General features: G+C 57.6%; 13 protein-coding genes and 2 rRNA genes. 10 read left to right on the top strand and 5 right to left on the bottom strand.

The window, feature by feature from the left end:
• From CI070_RS05555 to CI070_RS05530, 6 genes are all read left to right on the top strand, one after another.
• Positions 1–100: ribosomal RNA gene (locus CI070_RS05555) — 23S ribosomal RNA — on the top strand; the annotation flags it as partial.
• Positions 101–325: 225 nt separating this feature from the next.
• A 5S ribosomal RNA gene (gene rrf / locus CI070_RS05550) occupies positions 326–441 on the top strand.
• Positions 442–764: 323 nt separating this feature from the next.
• The gene (locus CI070_RS05545) at positions 765–1,520 is read left to right on the top strand and encodes a PEP-CTERM sorting domain-containing protein (RefSeq protein WP_094136559.1); all 756 of its coding nucleotides are present in this window, start codon (positions 765–767) and stop codon (positions 1,518–1,520) included.
• 330 nt (positions 1,521–1,850) lie between these two features.
• Positions 1,851–3,344, top strand: coding sequence for a sialate O-acetylesterase (locus CI070_RS05540; RefSeq protein WP_179218412.1), 1,494 nt, complete (start codon positions 1,851–1,853; stop codon positions 3,342–3,344).
• A 254-nt stretch (positions 3,345–3,598) separates the two neighbouring features.
• The gene (gene nrdR, locus CI070_RS05535) at positions 3,599–4,090 is read left to right on the top strand and encodes a transcriptional regulator NrdR (protein ID WP_012419886.1); all 492 of its coding nucleotides are present in this window, start codon (positions 3,599–3,601) and stop codon (positions 4,088–4,090) included.
• A gap of 13 nt (positions 4,091–4,103) precedes the next feature.
• Entirely contained in the window at positions 4,104–4,631 is a 528-nt protein-coding gene (locus CI070_RS05530) for a hypothetical protein (protein ID WP_094136557.1), read from the top strand.
• Between the two features lie 281 nt (positions 4,632–4,912).
• Here the strand turns inward: CI070_RS05530 and CI070_RS05520 are convergent, their stop codons facing one another.
• Both CI070_RS05520 and argH read right to left on the bottom strand, forming a co-directional pair.
• Positions 4,913–6,592: a SulP family inorganic anion transporter gene (locus tag CI070_RS05520; RefSeq protein ID WP_094136556.1), complete on the bottom strand. Its 1,680-nt coding sequence runs from the start codon at positions 6,590–6,592 to the stop codon at positions 4,913–4,915.
• Positions 6,593–6,728: 136 nt separating this feature from the next.
• Positions 6,729–8,096 (bottom strand): argininosuccinate lyase, encoded by a 1,368-nt coding sequence (gene argH / locus CI070_RS05515; RefSeq protein ID WP_256943561.1) that lies wholly within the window; start codon positions 8,094–8,096, stop codon positions 6,729–6,731.
• Between argH and CI070_RS13515 the strand changes: the two genes are divergently transcribed.
• Positions 8,095–8,262, top strand: coding sequence for a hypothetical protein (locus tag CI070_RS13515; protein ID WP_179218406.1), 168 nt, complete (start codon positions 8,095–8,097; stop codon positions 8,260–8,262). The two genes, argH and CI070_RS13515, sit on opposite strands and share 2 nt — an antisense overlap.
• A gap of 24 nt (positions 8,263–8,286) precedes the next feature.
• Complete coding sequence (locus CI070_RS05510; protein WP_094136554.1) at positions 8,287–8,976, top strand: SWIM zinc finger family protein; 690 nt, start codon at positions 8,287–8,289, stop codon at positions 8,974–8,976.
• On the opposite strand, the gene CI070_RS05505 is transcribed toward CI070_RS05510, so the two are convergent.
• Positions 8,977–10,476, bottom strand: a complete 1,500-nt coding sequence (locus tag CI070_RS05505; protein WP_143247157.1) for a hypothetical protein — start codon at positions 10,474–10,476, stop codon at positions 8,977–8,979. It lies immediately after the preceding gene.
• A gap of 232 nt (positions 10,477–10,708) precedes the next feature.
• The gene (locus CI070_RS05500; RefSeq protein WP_094136552.1) at positions 10,709–11,542 is read right to left on the bottom strand and encodes a deoxyribonuclease IV; all 834 of its coding nucleotides are present in this window, start codon (positions 11,540–11,542) and stop codon (positions 10,709–10,711) included.
• 274 nt (positions 11,543–11,816) lie between these two features.
• Here CI070_RS05500 and CI070_RS05495 point away from each other — a divergent pair, with 274 nt between their 5' ends.
• A complete protein-coding gene (locus CI070_RS05495; RefSeq protein WP_094136551.1) occupies positions 11,817–12,881 on the top strand; it encodes a 3'-5' exoribonuclease YhaM family protein in 1,065 nt (354 codons plus the stop codon).
• Between the two features lie 12 nt (positions 12,882–12,893).
• Complete coding sequence (locus CI070_RS05490) at positions 12,894–15,008, top strand: ComEC/Rec2 family competence protein (RefSeq protein ID WP_094136550.1); 2,115 nt, start codon at positions 12,894–12,896, stop codon at positions 15,006–15,008.
• Here CI070_RS05490 and miaB read toward each other — a convergent pair.
• Entirely contained in the window at positions 14,971–16,347 is a 1,377-nt protein-coding gene (gene miaB, locus CI070_RS05485; protein WP_094136549.1) for a tRNA (N6-isopentenyl adenosine(37)-C2)-methylthiotransferase MiaB, read from the bottom strand. The genes CI070_RS05490 and miaB overlap by 38 nt on opposite strands.
• Positions 16,348–16,349 lie beyond the last annotated feature (2 nt).

Here is a 16,349-nt window from a genome sequence, read left to right as displayed (position 1 = left end):
CCCTACAGGTTCGTGGAAGACCACCACGTTGATAGGTCGCAGGTGTAAGTGCAGCAATGTATTGAGCCAAGCGATACTAATTACCAATTGACTTCATCATATTACATCACTCCCCGTCGTGAATGAACACTTGCTCTTGTCTCATTCTCCTATGCATGATCTCAACCACCAGCCACGCAGATGTCAGTTTACGCTGAATGCCCCCTCCCCAAAAATCTTCTTAGACTCATACAAACCCATTAAAAAAATCCCACACTCGAAAGCCCCAATGCTGGGCTCCCGGGCAGGCAGGATGAAGATCGATGAAAGTCCCTTCCCCCTGAAGCCCGGTGGCCAGAGCGCAGTGGTCCCACCCGGTCCCGTTCCGAACCCGGAAGTGAAACGCTGCCGCGCCAATGGTAGTCGGACGATAGGTCCCGCAAGAGTAGGTCGCCGCCGGGATTTTTTCCCATCAGGCCCCGCCAGTCTCCAGACTCGCGGGGCCTGTTCGCTTCTTGCTCTCTCTTAATCCTCTCTATCTTTTTTACTGCCAAATTTTCCTCTCTTTGCCTCTTTTCGATAGGGACTCATGAGGTCGGTTTTTGAATCCGGTTGTTTCTGTCCACAGGATGCAATAGGTAGCGTATAAGAGTTTTCTATTATTCTTTAAGTGCGTTTCACTTCGCAGAAGAACTCCTATTTTCTCTGTCTGAAACTGTTAATATTTCTCTCTTTCAAAAAATTAGCTCGACAGCGGATTCAAAAACCGCTATTCGTCATGCGTCATGACTAGAGTGTTTTTTTCTATTCTTGGAACTATAGCTGCTGCCGGAGCTGCGTTAGGCGACACTACCCTTACTTATGATGCATTGTTGCAATCTTCGGATGGATGGGAGTTGTCTGTAGGGAGAAGTGGCCGCAATACGATTCAAATAGCTAATGGAACAGCTTCCTGCCCTTCCTCTAACTGGGGACAGGCCGCTGCCGTCACCACGCTGAGTGAAGGTATCCTGCTGGCAAATGAACAGGATACATTTACATTTTCTTTTGATATTACCACTAATGGAACTACAAATGCTGCCGCCATGGTGTCGTTTGTAGGTTCGGAAACGGCTGTCTGCCTGGGAACGAGCGCCTATAACGGAACAATTGGTTATGGCACGTCAGACAATGTTTCCGCCAGGGCTTACTCTTTCCAAGGCGCATGGGATGCAAACGGCAGTTTTGTATCACCTTCGAGCTCTTTAACCACGATAGGTTCTAATGAAACCGTTACCATTTCCGGAGGCATCTCCTGGAAAGATGGCCAGTTTGTGCTGGATTTGTCAGCAAATGGTGGAACGGGAAGTATAGAGTTGGGTGATAGCGTCTCCATTGATAAAGTGCTTCTCCAATTGGACGGTCCCAACTCTTCTGCCGTGCCTTCTATTTCCAATCTTTCCATGTCTGCGTATCTGGTCCCGGAACCGGCGACGGCTTCCCTGAGCCTGCTGGGCTTGGCGGGACTGGCCATGCGGAGGCGCAGAAGGCAGGAAGCCTGATCCGATAGAGGCGGGAAAAGGGAGCGAGAATGCTACCCATGTGCCTCTGCACCATGATCATTCAGAATATTATTTGACGAACCCTTGGAAGAAAATGATTCTTCCGGGGGTTCTTTTTCTTAATGATTCCTCGGAAACCTTGAATGGGACTTTTAAGGTTACTGGTCTTTTCCCTCATCTCTTTATTCATTCTCCTACGGGTGATAGTTGACGGTTGAAAAAGAAAATTCCCGCAGCTATAGTCGCCCTTGGGCAAATGTAACTCAAATGATTCGTTTTCTATCCTTTTTATTCCTTCTGTGCTTTTCTTCTGTATGTTCTGCAAAAGAATTGAAGATTTTTTTGCTGACGGGCCAATCCAATTCCCTGGGAGCGGTGAAGGGCAGTCCTGCCGCTCCGGAGTTGTTAAAAAAGTATGAGCCGAAGGAAACACTGTACTGGCATGAAAATTTTGGGCAAAGGGAAGGCGTGTTTCCCGGCGCTTCCACATCCTGGGAACAGGTAAGGCCTGCTATGCCGCGTTATAACGGCAATTTATGCATGGGGCCGGAATACGGGTTTGCTTTTACTCTGGAGAAGAATGGTTGGTTTAAGGACGCGGACGTTGCGGTCGTAAAAGCTTCCCGGGACGGCGGCGACAATTCCCATTGGCGGAAAAACGGCCAGGCTTACAGAACGCTGGTGCAGGCCGTCAAAAATGCCTGTGCGGGTGTGGACAGGTCCAAGTATTCCAAAGTGGAGTTTGCCGGACTTTTGTATTTGCAGGGGGAAAGCAATGGCGGCGCTTCCGTTCCGGAGAGCGCCTCCCGTTTTCTGGAGCTTCTGGGCAATCTGGCGGCAGATCTGAAACCGTATGGGGATACGTCCGCGCTGGCCGCGCAGAAAGCCGTTGTTGGAGAAAATGCCAATTGGGCCGGAAAGAATGAGTCTGATCCGGAAACGGGCAACCTTACCGGAGGCCTGGAAGGGCGCGACACGGAAGTTCAGGGAAAGACAACCCGGCAGGTGATGAAGGATCTGGCAGAATCCCGCCCATCCCTGGGCTATGCTCCTACCCGCGATCTTCCCAAGCTGACCGCGGGGGATCAGATGGGAGTGCATTACAACGGCCAGTCCCAGATTTGCATAGGAGCCCGTTTTGCTTATGAAGCCGCCCGGTTGGCCGGGAAGGATGCCGGCTCCGTACGCAGCGGCCGTTATGATCTTCCTCTGAGTTCTCCGGACGCGTGGATGAACCGGAAAATGCCGGGGAAGAACGTGTGCGTGTGGAACGTGGCTTCTTCCGTAAAACCCAGCCTGGTGTCGGGAGTGGTGAAATTGTTTGGAATTCGTGTGGAAGATCCGGCCGTCAATACCGTTATTGTCCGGAGCAAGGGAGGGTCCGGAGACCGTTTGGTAATCGGCCCGGGAGGTATTCGTCTGGCGGAAGGAAAAAATTTGCAGTTGAGGGCAAATGTACAACTGGCGGGCCGGCAGTCCTGGAATATTCCGGGCGGTTCTGCCGTGGAGATTAAGCCCTCGCTGGTTCAGGAAAAAACCATGCCTGTCCGTTTGTCCGGCCAGGCGGAGGTGCATGTGGCCCGCGCGGAAGGTGGCGGAGAAACGGCGGAAGCGGCCCGCGTCGTATTGGAACAGGTGCTGCCCTCTGCCCTGAAATGTTCCTGGACATTGTCCGGAAAGGTGGAAATGACTCTGAAGGGTATGGAAGGGAAGGCCGTGAATTTGGGCAAAATCCTCGTCAAGCAGAGCGCTGTACTGAATCTGAATGGCTCCAGACCTGTTGCGGGCAGTGTCGTTAATCAGGGCGGCACGGTGAATCCGTAATTGCGTGCCGGACTTTTTCCAGCGGAGGACGGAGTAAAAAATGCGTTTTTTCTCCGGAGGGTTTGTGTGGGCTTTTTTCTTATTCACAGGGGAGGTTCGGCCGGGAATTCGAGCAGGGGCGTAAACGGCAGCATTTTTGCCCCGGTTTATTCACATGCAATTCTGGTTGGGGAATATTGATCATTAAGTCTACTGTACTATATTTGGCGTACTTTTTCCTTTATGGATGCGCTATGTGGTAGTATGGTCGCGCCATGAGATGCGTTCAGTGCGGTCATTTGGAAGATAAAGTCATTGATTCCCGTATGTCTAAAGACGGGACGACCATCCGCCGCCGCCGCGTCTGCCTGAGGTGCGATTACCGTTATACGACCTATGAGCAGATTGAACGCACGGAGTTGCGCGTAGTCAAAAGGGATAATCTGAGAGAAGCCCTGAATCGTGAAAAGATTTTACGCGGCCTGGTAAAAGCGTGTGAAAAAAGGCCCGTCAGCATGGACCGCCTGGACCGCGCCGTGGAAGAGATCATTTCCGAATTGCACCGTGACCATTTACGCGAAGTTCCTTCCAGCGAAATAGGCAAGAAGGTGATTGAAAAATTGTACGCCATTGATCCCGTGGCGTACATCCGCTATGTGTCCGTGTACCGCCAGTTTTCCAATGTGGAGGAATTTATTCAGGAGATCACGCAGATGCGCCACCAGACGCTCATAGATCCCCTGCAGCGCAAGCTTCCCATTCTTTGAAGTTCCCTGTTCCATGATTGGCTTCCGAAACAACAGACCGCTGCTCAAGCTTGGTGATTGCCTGATTACCGAGTACGGGGAGCAATGGCTGGCGGATGCCCTGGAGCATGCCGCCCGGCGCGCCGGGACAACCCTGCCGTTCAAGGAAGATCTGCTGGCCTCCGTGCGTTATTATCTGGAGCATGAGTGCGATTTGTCCGTCATGAAGGTGTCTGAGCTGTATGCGCGCCTGCGCCGCATGCTCACGGAAGTGGGCCTGGAGCACCTTGCAAGGGAGCTTAGGGAGGAGACGCCGCCCATGACGGTCTGCGTCGCGGAGATTGCCCGCAGCGTGCCGTTCTGGCTGTTTTTCGCCTGCGAGCTGAAAAAGCAGGTGGAGGAATTGCGGGGGCACGGCATTACCAGGTATTGCTTCACAGGCAGGAAGGAATGCGTGATGGCTCTCCGGGGCAGGAAGCGCTGGGACCGTTCCTGCCAGTCTCTGCTGGAAGACCTGGACTTTCTTCTTTCCCGCTATGAGGAGCAGGCGGCAGATTGTTAACGGGACTTATCCGGGCCGTATTGGAGTATTCAGCCGCGCAGCTCAGCAGGTTCCGCTTTCCCGGCTGATGGAGCCGGTTCGGAGTGCTGCGCGTTTCCGCTTTTCATGAGCATGTGGGGCCATTCCACTTTTCTGGAATGGCCCCAATAAGAGTTAACAGGCCGTATTGTGCCGCCGCCTGATCCCGGAGATGAACCGGATGAGGGAATGCAGGAGGCTTTCCCCCATTTTTCCCCAAGATTGTTATTTCTGGCGGTTTGCAACAGGGGCAACCTCACCCGTTACAGGTGTTTGGGCGCGGGGCCGTCAATGATTTTGCGGGCCCGGTTCAGGGCGGCGTCAATATTCTCGCAGATATTGTAGCGTTTCAGCTCCCGGTAAAAGGGCGCGTGGCGGATGACGTCCAGAGGCTGGGGCTGCACGCCGCAGACCAGCAGGGTGGAGCCGTGCTCCCGGCACTGGTGGCAAAAGTCGGAAAGGACGTTCAGGCCGGTGGCGTCCAGCGCGGGAACCAGGCGCATGCGCAGGATAACCACCTTGGTATCGTGCTCCAGCGTTTCCAGTACCTGGTCTTTGAATTGCTCCACGGCGCCGAAGAAGAAGGGGCCTTTCACGTCGAAAACTTCCACGCCTTCCGGGATGTCCAGCTTGGAAGCGGAACGGCCTTCATCATCTTCCTCATCATTTTCCAGCAGTTCGTTTTTGATGGCGGAAACATCGCTGATTTGGGCCATGCGGCCCATGAAGAGTAGGGCGGCCAGCACCACGCCCACTTCCACGGCTACGACGAGGTCCACAAAGACGGTCAGCAGGAAGGTGATCACCAGCACCGCCGCATCCTGCCTGGGCCCTTTCAGCAGACGGCTGAACGTGTGTATTTCACTCATGTTGTAGCACACTACCGTCAGGATGCCCGCCAGGACAGCCAGGGGAATCTGCTGGGCATAGTGGGCGAAGGCCATCAGAATGGCCAGCAGGGTCAGCGCGTGAATCATGCCGGAAACCGGGCTTTTAGCCCCGGCTTTGATGTTGGTGGCGGTGCGGGCAATCGCTCCGGTGGCCGGAATGCCGCCGAACAGGGCGGAGCCGATATTGCCGATGCCTTGTGCAATCAGCTCCATGTTGGGCTTGTGGCGTCCTCCGGTCATGCCGTCCGCCACGGAGGCGCTTAACAGGGATTCGATGGCCGCCAGCAGCGCGATGGTGAAAGCAGGAGCCGTCAGCGCCCCCAGAGTGCTCCAGTCAATGCTGGGCAGGGAGGGCAGGGGAAGCGTGTTCGGGAGGCTGCCGAAGGCTTGCCCGATGGTTGTCACGGGCAACGAAAACGCCACGGAAACGGCCGTCATGCCCAGCATGCCCACCAGCATGGCCGGTATTCTGGGCCAGAAACGGCGGCTCAGCATGGTAATGATTACGGTGCCGGCGGCCAGCCCCAGCGCGGCCCAGTTGATGGTGTGGAAATAATGGAAGTAACATGCCCATTTTTCAATGAACTCTCCGGGAATTTTTTCCGTGATGGTGAGACCGAAGATGTCTTTAATTTGCGTGGAAAAGATTACCACGGCGATGCCGGAGGTGAACCCTGTGGTGACAGGGAAGGGAATAAAGCGGATGAGTGCCCCCATGCGGCAGAACCCAAAGATGATGAGGAAGAGGCCCGCCATCAATGTGCAGACCAGCAGGCCGGATGCGTGGTATTGCTCCAGGACGCCCATGATGATGATCACGAAGGCGCCGGTGGGGCCGCCTATTTGATATTTGCTTCCGCTGAACAGGGAAATGAGGAACCCGGCTACAATGGCGGTGATGAGGCCCTGGGTTGGGGAAAGCCCGCATGCGATGGCAAAGGCCATGGCCAGCGGGATGGCTACTACACCGACGGTCAGCCCCGCAAAAAGGTCCGCCAGAAAGGTTTGTTTGGTATAAGTTTTGAGAGAGGAAAGAAGAGCAGGTTTGAACATGGCTGCCGGGATGGTTGGCTGGCTGCGGTGGATGCCGCCGCCAGCGGGGTTGAAGCGTCCCCTTCCTGCACCCGGAAGCGCGCCGCGGAGACGGACGGCAGGCTCTCTTTGTTCCCGTCCGCCTCCGCAGGCGGCGTTACTTGGAAAGGATGCCTTCCCAGTAGGCGATGCGGCGGCGGGTGTTGTCGGAATTGGGAGCCCCCGGGTTGGTACGCTGGGCGAAGGCTTTTGTCAATTCAAATACGTCGCGCGCGTCTGTTCCGTATGCATCTGAAATGGAAGCGAACTGTTCATCGCTCAGCTTGTTGAGAGGCGTGCCCGTGGAGATGCTCATGGCGACTGCCTTCCCGACCAGCTCATGGGCCTTCCGGAAGGGGACGCCGCGGCGTACCAGATAATCCGCCAGGTCTGTGGCCAGCAGCATGGGATCGGACGCCGCTTCCCGGGCCCGGGCCGTGTTCACCGTCATGGCGGCTATCATTTCCGCATTGACGTCCAGGGCCAGCTTGACCGTGTCAATGGAATCGAACAGGGGTTCCTTGTCTTCCTGAAGGTCGCGGTTGTAAGTCAGGGGAAGCCCTTTGACGGCCACCATGACGGCGGTGAGGTTGCCGTACAGCCGCCCCGTCTTTCCGCGGGTGAGTTCCGCGACGTCCGGATTTTTCTTCTGGGGCATCAGGGAAGAACCCGTCGTATGGGCGTCGGACAAGGATGCGAAGCCGAATTCCGCCGTGCACCACAGGATGACGTCCTCGCTCATGCGGGAGAGATGGGCTCCGACCACGGCCAGGTCAAAAAGGATTTCCATGATGTAATCCCGGTCGGCAATCGCATCCATGGAATTTTCTGTAACTGCGTCGAACCCCAGTTCCACGGCAATTCCGTGGCGGTCCAGGCAGATGGTGGAGCCTGCGATGGCTCCGGAACCGAGCGGGGAGATGTTCAGGCGCCTGCGGCAGTCCTTGAGGCGGTCCGCATCCCGGTCCAGCATTTCCACGTAAGCCAGCAGGTGATGGCCCATGGTGACGGGCTGGGCGCGTTGCAGGTGAGTATAGCCCGGCATCATGGCATCCGCGTATTCCTTCGCCTTCATGACCAGGGCCCGCTGCAGATGGCGCACTTTTCCAAGGATTTCATCAATTTCCGCCCGGCAGTAAAGCCGCGTGTCCGTAGCCACCTGGTCATTGCGGGAGCGTGCGGTATGCAGCTTGGCGCCCGGAGCGCCGATGCGCCGGGTGAGTTCGCTTTCAATGTTCATGTGCACGTCCTCCAGTTCCCGGCTCCACGAGAAATTGCCTGCTTCAATGTCTTTCAGGATGTCTTTCAGGCCGGATTCAATGGCGTTGAATTCTTCCTGCGAAAGCAGGCCTGCCTTGAGCTGGGCCCGCGCATGGGCGATGGATCCGGCAATGTCCTGGCGGAACAGTCTCCAGTCGTAGGAGACGGATTCGCCGTAGCGTTGAACCAGATCAGCGGTTGGTTTAGAAAATCTGCCTTTCCACATGACCCCCATGTTGTGCCCCAGGAGCTTCCGTTTTGAAAGCCTGAAATGGGTAATAGAAGCAGATTCCGTAGAGCTGGGAAAGATCCGCATGCCTGAAAAACTGGAGTGGAGCCGGGAAAAGAGAAACGGCGCATGGCTGTTTTTTCCCTGTGGTGGACGGGAGTGAATATGTTATTATAGTGCCGTGTGTATGGATGACGAAATGCCTCTGAAGCGGGCGGATTTGCGGAAACGCGCAGAGAAAAAAGCCGCGGAGCTGGCCGCGAAAGGGGTGGAATTGCATCCCGTGACGGCTTCCGGGCGCACTCTGGCGAAAAGTTTCTGGGGGAAAGAATGGATGAAGAGCCTGTCCGCGTGCGAGGTGTACGGGATGCGGCTGGCCCCCGGCAGAACCTACCTGCGCTATGGCTGTGTTCTGGATCTTAAAACGCTCCCCGGCCGCATTGACGCGCTGGTGATGGGTGAACATTTGTATGAGGTTCGCATCCAGGCCTGCCCCCCGGATGAAGAGGCGCTTACCCGGCTGCGCGCACGGTGCGCCGGACAGATCGGTTCCTGGATTGATCTGTTGAAAGGGAATTTGTCTTCCGAGCTGCTGGAAATCCTGTGTGCGCCGGAAGGCGGCCTGTTCCCCGCGCCGGAAGAGTGGCGTTTTTCCTGTTCCTGCCCGGATTGGGCGGATTTGTGCAAGCATGCGGCCGCAGCCCTGTACGCTTTTGGCGTGATGCTGGATAAGCAGCCGGAATTGCTGTTTACCCTGCGCGGAATGGACGCCTCCGTTTTGATTCCGAAGGCTCCGGAACTCGTTCCCGGAGGAGAGGACGCACTGGATATGGATGCCGGTTCCCTTTCGGATATATTCGGCATCAGCCTGGACTGATTATTGCCGCCGTGATTGCGGCGTTATTCCGGTTTTGAATAGCCAGGAGGGAAGGGGGTGGCCGTCCTTTTTCATGAACTGGCGGTGGATGGGAGTGTCCGGGCTGCCAAGAATGCCGTCGGACGTCTGCCAATGTTTCTGCATGAGGTCTGCCCGGGTGGAGAATGTTCCCGCTTTTTCCATGGCGCATTGCAGGTTCGGGAGGGCGGAAAAGCCCAGATAGAGAATCAGGAGGGTCCGGTATTTCACGCTTCCCCGGCGGAGGGCCCGGAGAAAGAGCAGGGAAAGGAAGGGATAGAGGACGGCCGGAGCTTTAAAGAGAAGTTCGTTGTTCATGATGCCCGTGCGGAAAAAGAGGCTGCCTGCCATCATGCCCAGCGTGATGTAGTACAACGGGTTTTTCCGGCATTTGGGGTAGAGGAGCGCCCCCGGCAGCAGAATTCCCAGGGCCAGGGCCAGCAGGAAGCTGGCGTATTTGACGGAACCGGGATGGAGCAGAAGCCGTTGCTGTCCGTAGTGGTAAATTTCCGCATAGTTTGCGTCAAACAGGCAGGAGAACTGTCCTCCCCCGTCCAAATGGGAGTAAAAAACGGCCATGACGGCCGTGCACAGGGCGGCGAGCCAGAAAACCGGCTGGCTCAGAAGGGAACGGAGACGGGAAAGCGGTTGCCGTGCCGGCGGGCAGCGGAACAGGGTTTCATACGCCATATACGGAAGGAGCAGAAGAGCGCCCAGCGGGGAGGACGGCAGCAGAAACGCCCCTGCGAGATAGTATCCGGAGGGAGACAGGGAGCGCGTCAGGACGAATACGGCACACAATAGTGCCGGAACAGCATGGTTGAATGTGTTGAAGAGCTGGACGGGCATGCCGATCAACAGGACCATCTGGGCATTGTATTCCGTAAACAGGGAGGAGAGGGGAATTCCCAGGCAGTCCGGCGCCGCTGCCGGAGAGCCGAGGCAGAGGAGGATCAGCGCCCAGCGGGCCGTCTTCCGTATTCCCCAGCGGACGGCTGCCGCCAGCAGCGCCAGTTCCAGTCCAAGGAAGGTCCACAGGGCCAGCAGCCAGGGAGCCCATGAGGCCGGGCAGAAAGAGGCCGCCAGCGCCGGAGGCAGCCAATGGCCCAGGTAGTAGATGAAATGATGTCCGTCCTCCGTGACGAGAGGCCAGGAATTTGCTGCAAGGCGTTCATAAACGGCATTGCGGATGATAAAATCCGCGTGTTGCTGGCAGTGGCCCGTGAATCCGCACAACAGAACCAGCATCAGGCAGAAGAAGGAGAGGAGACCCAGCACGGCCAATCCGCGCCCGCTTAACGAAAGCCTTTGCGCCGGAAGATGCCGGGCGCAGGCGTACAGCCCGTATGCCAGTGCGGCGCAAAGCGGCGCGGAAAAGACCGGATATACCCATCCCTGCAGAAAAAGGAGTAGGGGCAGCGCCAGGTACAACAGTCCCGCGCATAGCGGAAGGCGTGCGGGCAGGAAGAAGCGGGCAGACATGGCGCGGAACGGGAAACTGGTCGGCAGGGAGGAATCCAAAAGGCCAGCATGGCATATTTTGTTCCAAAGAAAAGGATGCAGTTACCTCCGGAGAATGAAAAAGCCCCGCGCCCCTCGCGGCGGCCGGGGGGGTGACGTTGCTTGATACCGGTTCCGGCAAAAGGGCCGGAACAGGCCGAATCCGTTGTCGCAGAATGGAGTTCAATCAGTACGGGAACACCTTGGCGGAGGGTCAGTTGAGGTAATGTTCCTTCAGCCACGTTATTTCTTCGCCGTGCCCGGCATCGTCCCTGGGCGTTTCCAGGAAAAAGGGCAATTCCCGCAGAACGGGATGGTTGATGATGTTGATGAAGGCCTGTTCTCCCAGGGAACCCTTGCCGATGGTTTCATGGCGGTCCTTGAAGGAGGAGAAGGGCGTCATGCTGTCGTTCAGGTGGATGGCGCGCAGGCGTTCCAGGCCCAGAACGGCGTCGAAATGTTCCAGTACGGAATCCAGTCTGTTGACGATATCATATCCGGCGGAATAAACATGGCAGGTATCCAGGCATACGCCCAGCTTGTCCTTCAGGTCCACCCGCTCCATAATGGCGGCCAGTTCTTCAAAGGTCCGGCCGACTTCGCTTCCCTTGCCGGACATTGTTTCCAGCAGAACAATGGTCTTTTGTTCCGGAGAAAGCACGCCGTTTAATTGGTCCGCCACCAGTTCAATGCCTTTTTCCGCTCCCTGACCTACATGGCAGCCGGGATGGAAGTTATAAAGATTTCCCGGCAGATGTTCCATGAGTTCCAGATCCTCTTTCAGCACTTGGGCCGCAAAACGGGCGACGCCGGGGTCTGCGGAACAGGGGTTCAGCGTGTAGGGGGCGTGTGCCAGCAGCGTTCCGAATCCGTTGTTCCGCGCTAATTCCAGAAAACAGGCAATATCTTGTTCGTCAATAGCTTTGGCTTTGCTCCCCCGCGGATTACGGGTGAAGAACTGAAAAGTATTGGCGCCGATGGAGAGGGCAACTCGGCCCATGGCTTCATAACCTTTTGCGGAGGAGAGGTGGCATCCGATGTATGGCATGGCGGTAGGTTCGGAATGGGAAGGAAGTTTAGCAATGCCGCGGAGAGGAAGAGAGACTAAAAGGCCTGCATGACTTGATGGGAAAGAATAAGACCGACAGGAACGTACGGGGAGTTAAAACGATAGTGATTATGGGTCATGGATGTAACCCGGTTGACTACGGCAGCCATGTTGCCGTTGCCGGGCTGGACGTATTGGGAAAATAAGCGGTTTCCTTTTTTTATTATCGTAGTCCTCCCGCGTTTTCTTGACGGATGGAGGGAAGAGGGGCAAGATGGCACGCATGGAACAAGTCAGCCTCATGGAGTTGGGCAAGCTGGCCGCGGAAGGCCAGGTTGAAGCGGAAGTTTTTGCCCAGATCGCCCAGTGCGCGCAGAAGATGACCAAGGGCAACAAGCCGTATCTGGATGTGTCTTTTGCCGATGCGGAAGGGACCATGGGATTGAAGGTGTGGGAGGATAAACCCTGGTTCCGGACGCTCGCTTCGCTGCCCCTCCGCAGTTTCGTGAGCCTGCGCGGCCAATGGGCCAAGGGTGGGTTCGGCATGGAGGTTTCCGATCTGGACGTGCGGTTGCTGGACGAACAGGAGAAGGAAAGCTTTCTGGCCGGTTCCGGAACCTTGAAGAAAAAACAGGAGGCTGATCTGAAGGAAATCTGCATGTTCATCAAGGGCATGAATGATCCGCGCATACGCGCCCTGTGCATTGAATTCATTGAGCAATTCGGGGAACGCCTCCAGCGCGCCGCCGCCGCCCGCACCTACCATCACGCCCGCCGCGGCGGGCTGGTGGAGCATGTGGCGGGGATGATGCGCACGGCTTCTGCCGTCTGTCAGGCGAATCCGGGGCTGAACCGTGACCTTCTGCTGGCCGGGTGCCTGTTCCACGACTGCGGGAAGTTGTGGGAAAACTGCTACCCGAAGGAGGATTTTACGATGCCTTACTCGGAGGCCGGGGAACTGCTGGGCCATATTCCGCTGGGCATTGAACTGGTCAACAATTTGTGGAAGCGCATCATGTCCCTTCCGGAGGCGGATTCCTGGAAGACGCTGGACCCTCCTTCACCGGACGTGCGCATGCACCTGCTGCACCTGATTGCTTCCCATCACGGGGAACTTGCCTTCGGCTCCCCCGTGTTCCCCAAAACGCCGGAGGCGGTGGCCCTGCATTACATCGACAATCTGGACGCCAAGCTGGAAATGTTCCGCGGGGCTTATGAGACGAGCGAGGCCCTGGCTCCCAGAGTGCTCCAGCGCAAGGCCCCCCTGCCTGCCAACGTTGTTCTTCCGCTGCCTTCCGTTCTCCCTCTGGAGCCGGACGGCGAAGACGCTCTGCCGTAAGGTGCTCCCTGCATGGAAGAAGAGGTTCGGCGTACGCTGCGTCCGTGGCCGGAACGGATGACGGCATCTGCTCCCTTGCTGATTCCGGCTTTGTCCCTGCTGTGCGCTTGCGCGGCCATGGATGTTTCCCTTTGGTTCTGGCTTCCATGTTTCTGTCTGGCGGCGCTGCCGTGTTTTTTACATGCGCCCTCCATGGGGTTGCTTGCCGCTGCCCTGGCGATGTGGGCCGCCATTTATCTTTTCGCGTATGAACGGGAATACGCAGGCGTTCCCGTGGAAGCGGGGAGAGCCATGGTGATGGAAGGCTCCGTTGAGGCTGTTTCCGGAAAATCCGTGTTGTTTCGTCCGGATGGTTCCCGGTGGCTGTACGCGGTTTCCTCCCGTGACGGGGCCTGCCCTCTGGAGGCAGGGGAACATTACCGGATTAAAGGAGAGGCGTATCCGCTTCAGGCGCCGTGCGGTCCCGGCATCTTTGACCGGGAGCGGTGGGGTTACCTGCACGGCATCATCGCCGGAATCCGGCTGGATGAGTACTGCCGGGACGGCCCCGGAGACTGGCGCAGCCGTTTCCGGGCTTTTTCCCTGCGGCTCCGGGAAAGGGCCGCCTCCCTGCTCAGGGAAGGCGCGCCTCCGGATGATGAGGCCCGGCAGGTGATGGTTTCCGCCGTGCTTGGGGACAAGACGGACGCGAGGCCGGAAACGATGGCGAAGTTTCTGGAAAGCGGCTGCATGCATGTATTCGCCGTCAGCGGCATGCATGTGGGCGTAGCCGCCATGCTGGTTCTGGGTATGCTGAAGCTTCTGCATGTGCGTCCCCGTGCGGCCCGGCTGGCCTGCATCCTGTTGCTGGCGGTGTATGTGTTCGTGACCGGGATGTCCGCTTCCGCCCTGCGGGCGTTCATCATGGCGTCAGTCTGGCTTCTGGCGTTCGTGCTGCGCAGAAAGGGGCATCCGGCTAATATTCTGGCGCTCGCTTTCATCCTCCTCTGCTTGATGAACCCGCTCCAGGTTTTCCAGCCGGGGTTCCAGCTTTCTTTCTGCGTTTTTGCCGTCATTGCCTGCCTGGCGGGATGGCTCAGCCGGGAAAAGCCCCTGTGGTCGCCGGACCCGTTCATTCCTCCCCGGATTTACCATGCGCGGGAAAGATTCCTGGTGCGGCTGGAAAAAGCAGGCCGCGGCGCGCTGATTGTCTCCGTGGGGGCGTGGCTGGCCTCCATTCCCCTGACGGCATGGCACTTCGGAACCTGGAACCTGTATGCTCCCTTGACTAATTTGTGCCTGAGCGTGCTTGTCTTTCCCCTGATGGGCGTTTCCCTGTCCGGGCTGATGTTCGCGTGGTGCCCGTGGATGCTGCATGTTTGCAATACGGCCGCTTCCTGGTTGGCGTCCGCCATGCTGGCCGTAGCCGGGGAAGTGGCTTCCCTGCCGTACAGTTATCTTTCTTTCGCACCGCCTTCCGGGGAAAATGAAGCTGTGATCGTTCCCTTGCAGAAGGACGCTTGGTCCGCAGTCATTTCCAATCCCGCATTGGTTGTGGGAAGCGGGACGGAAGATGCGGTGCGGTACACCCTCCTTCCCGTGCTGAAGGCGCGCAGTATCCGGCCCTGCGGCATGCTGTGCTGCGGAAACGGCAAGGCGGAACGGGCCGGGGAGAAGGAACTGGAGAAGGAATATCCCGGAATCCGGCACTGGGGCGCGGAGTCCGGGGAATGTCCCGTCCAGCAATGGAGGTTACGGCCGGGCAATGAACTTGTGCTGGAAGATTTTCCTGTACCGCTGCGTACGGGAATCCGTCAGGACCGGAGCCGGGTGTTGTCATGGGAATGCCGCGGGCGGCGGTTCCTGATGATAGGGAATGCCGGGTTTTCCTCCCTGGCGCGCGCGGAGGAAACACCGCGGGCGGATGTATTGCTCATCGGGCATCATCCGCGCGACCCGGTGGACAGCGCTGCGTGGATCAGGGCCACAGGTGCCCGCGCGGTCATTTTCGCGACGGAGCATGAATGCCCCGTTCCGGAGGGAACAGCCGTGTACCGTCTCCGGGAAACCGGAACCCTCTATCTGCGGATGGAGGAAAAGGACGTGCGAATCATCCCCTGGAGGGGCATGGAACGCCGTACAGGGTGAATCCCGTGCTTTCCTCAATGCGGATGGGAAGGAGTTCTCCCGCCAGGTCAGGGGCGGCATCCACCATGACGGGCTTGTTCTGGGAGGTCCGGCCGGAGAGGCGCGCCGCATTCGTTTTGGACGGCCCTTCCAGAAGAACTTCCTGCACGGTGCCTACCAGATCCCGGTTTTTCCGGATGGCTATTTCATTGACTACGGCCAGAAGGTCCTGGTTGCGCGCTTCCTTCACTTCCTCCGGAATCTGATTCTCCATAACGGCGGCGGGCGTGCCGCGGCGCGGGGAATAGCGGAAAATGAACGCGTTGTCAAACTGGACCTGTTCCACGGCCTGCCTGGTCAGCAGGTAATCCTCCTCCGTTTCTCCCGGGAAGCCCACGATGATATCCGTGGTGATGGACAAATCCGGGCGTGCCTGTTTCATCCGGGAGCAAAGGTCCAGATAGGTTTCATTCCTGTACGGCCTGCGCATCATTTTCAGAATGCGGTCGCTGCCGCTCTGCATCGGGAAATGAATATGGCTGCACAACTTGGGAAGATAGGTGAACGCCTGCACCAGATCCTGGCGGAAACCGATGGGATGCGGGGAGACGAAGCGGATGCGCCGGATGCCTTCCACTTCATGCACGGCTTCCAGCAGCTGGACGAAGCCGCCCTTGCCGTCTGCCGTTTCCATCTGCCTGCCGTACCGGTTGACGATCTGGCCCAGCAGCGTGACTTCCTTCACGCCGGCGTCCGCCAGCATCTTTACTTCATCCACCACGTCCCGGATGGGGCGGCTGCGTTCTGCGCCGCGGGTGTAGGGGACGATGCAGTAGGCGCACTTCATTTCGCACCCCTGCATGATGGAGACATACGCCGTGGAGCGCGCGCCGGGATTCAGGTGGTCCCGGATGCGGTTCTGGGAGTCCGCCTCTTCCGCCACATCGCACACATGCGTGCCGGAAAAGGCGGTTTGCAACTCATCCATGCGGCGTTCCTGGCGCGCGCGCAGAATGCCGTCCACATGTTCAAACACGCGGTGGTATTTCTGGGTGCCGACCACGAGATCCAGCCGCGGCAGTTCCTTGAACAGTTCCTCTTTTTTACTTTGGGCCATGCAGCCCATCATGCCGTACACTACATGCGGACGGTGCCGTTGCTGCTTGGCCAGAAGCCCCATTTTCCCAAGTGCCTTTTGTTCCGCCTGCTCCCGGATGGAACAGGAATTGAACAGGATGACGTCCGCCTCATCCTCGCGGTCCGTCATGGTGTAGCCCTTCTGCACGAACATGCGGGCCACCTGCTCGGAGTCCCGTTCGTTCATCTGGCAGCCGTAAGTTTTGATGTAAAGCTTGGGCATGG

The organism is Akkermansia muciniphila, from assembly GCF_900184965.1.
Lineage (GTDB): Bacteria > Verrucomicrobiota > Verrucomicrobiia > Verrucomicrobiales > Akkermansiaceae > Akkermansia > Akkermansia muciniphila_A.
Note: the sequence above shows the minus strand (reverse complement) of the source record. Positions and strands in the feature narration are given on the sequence as shown.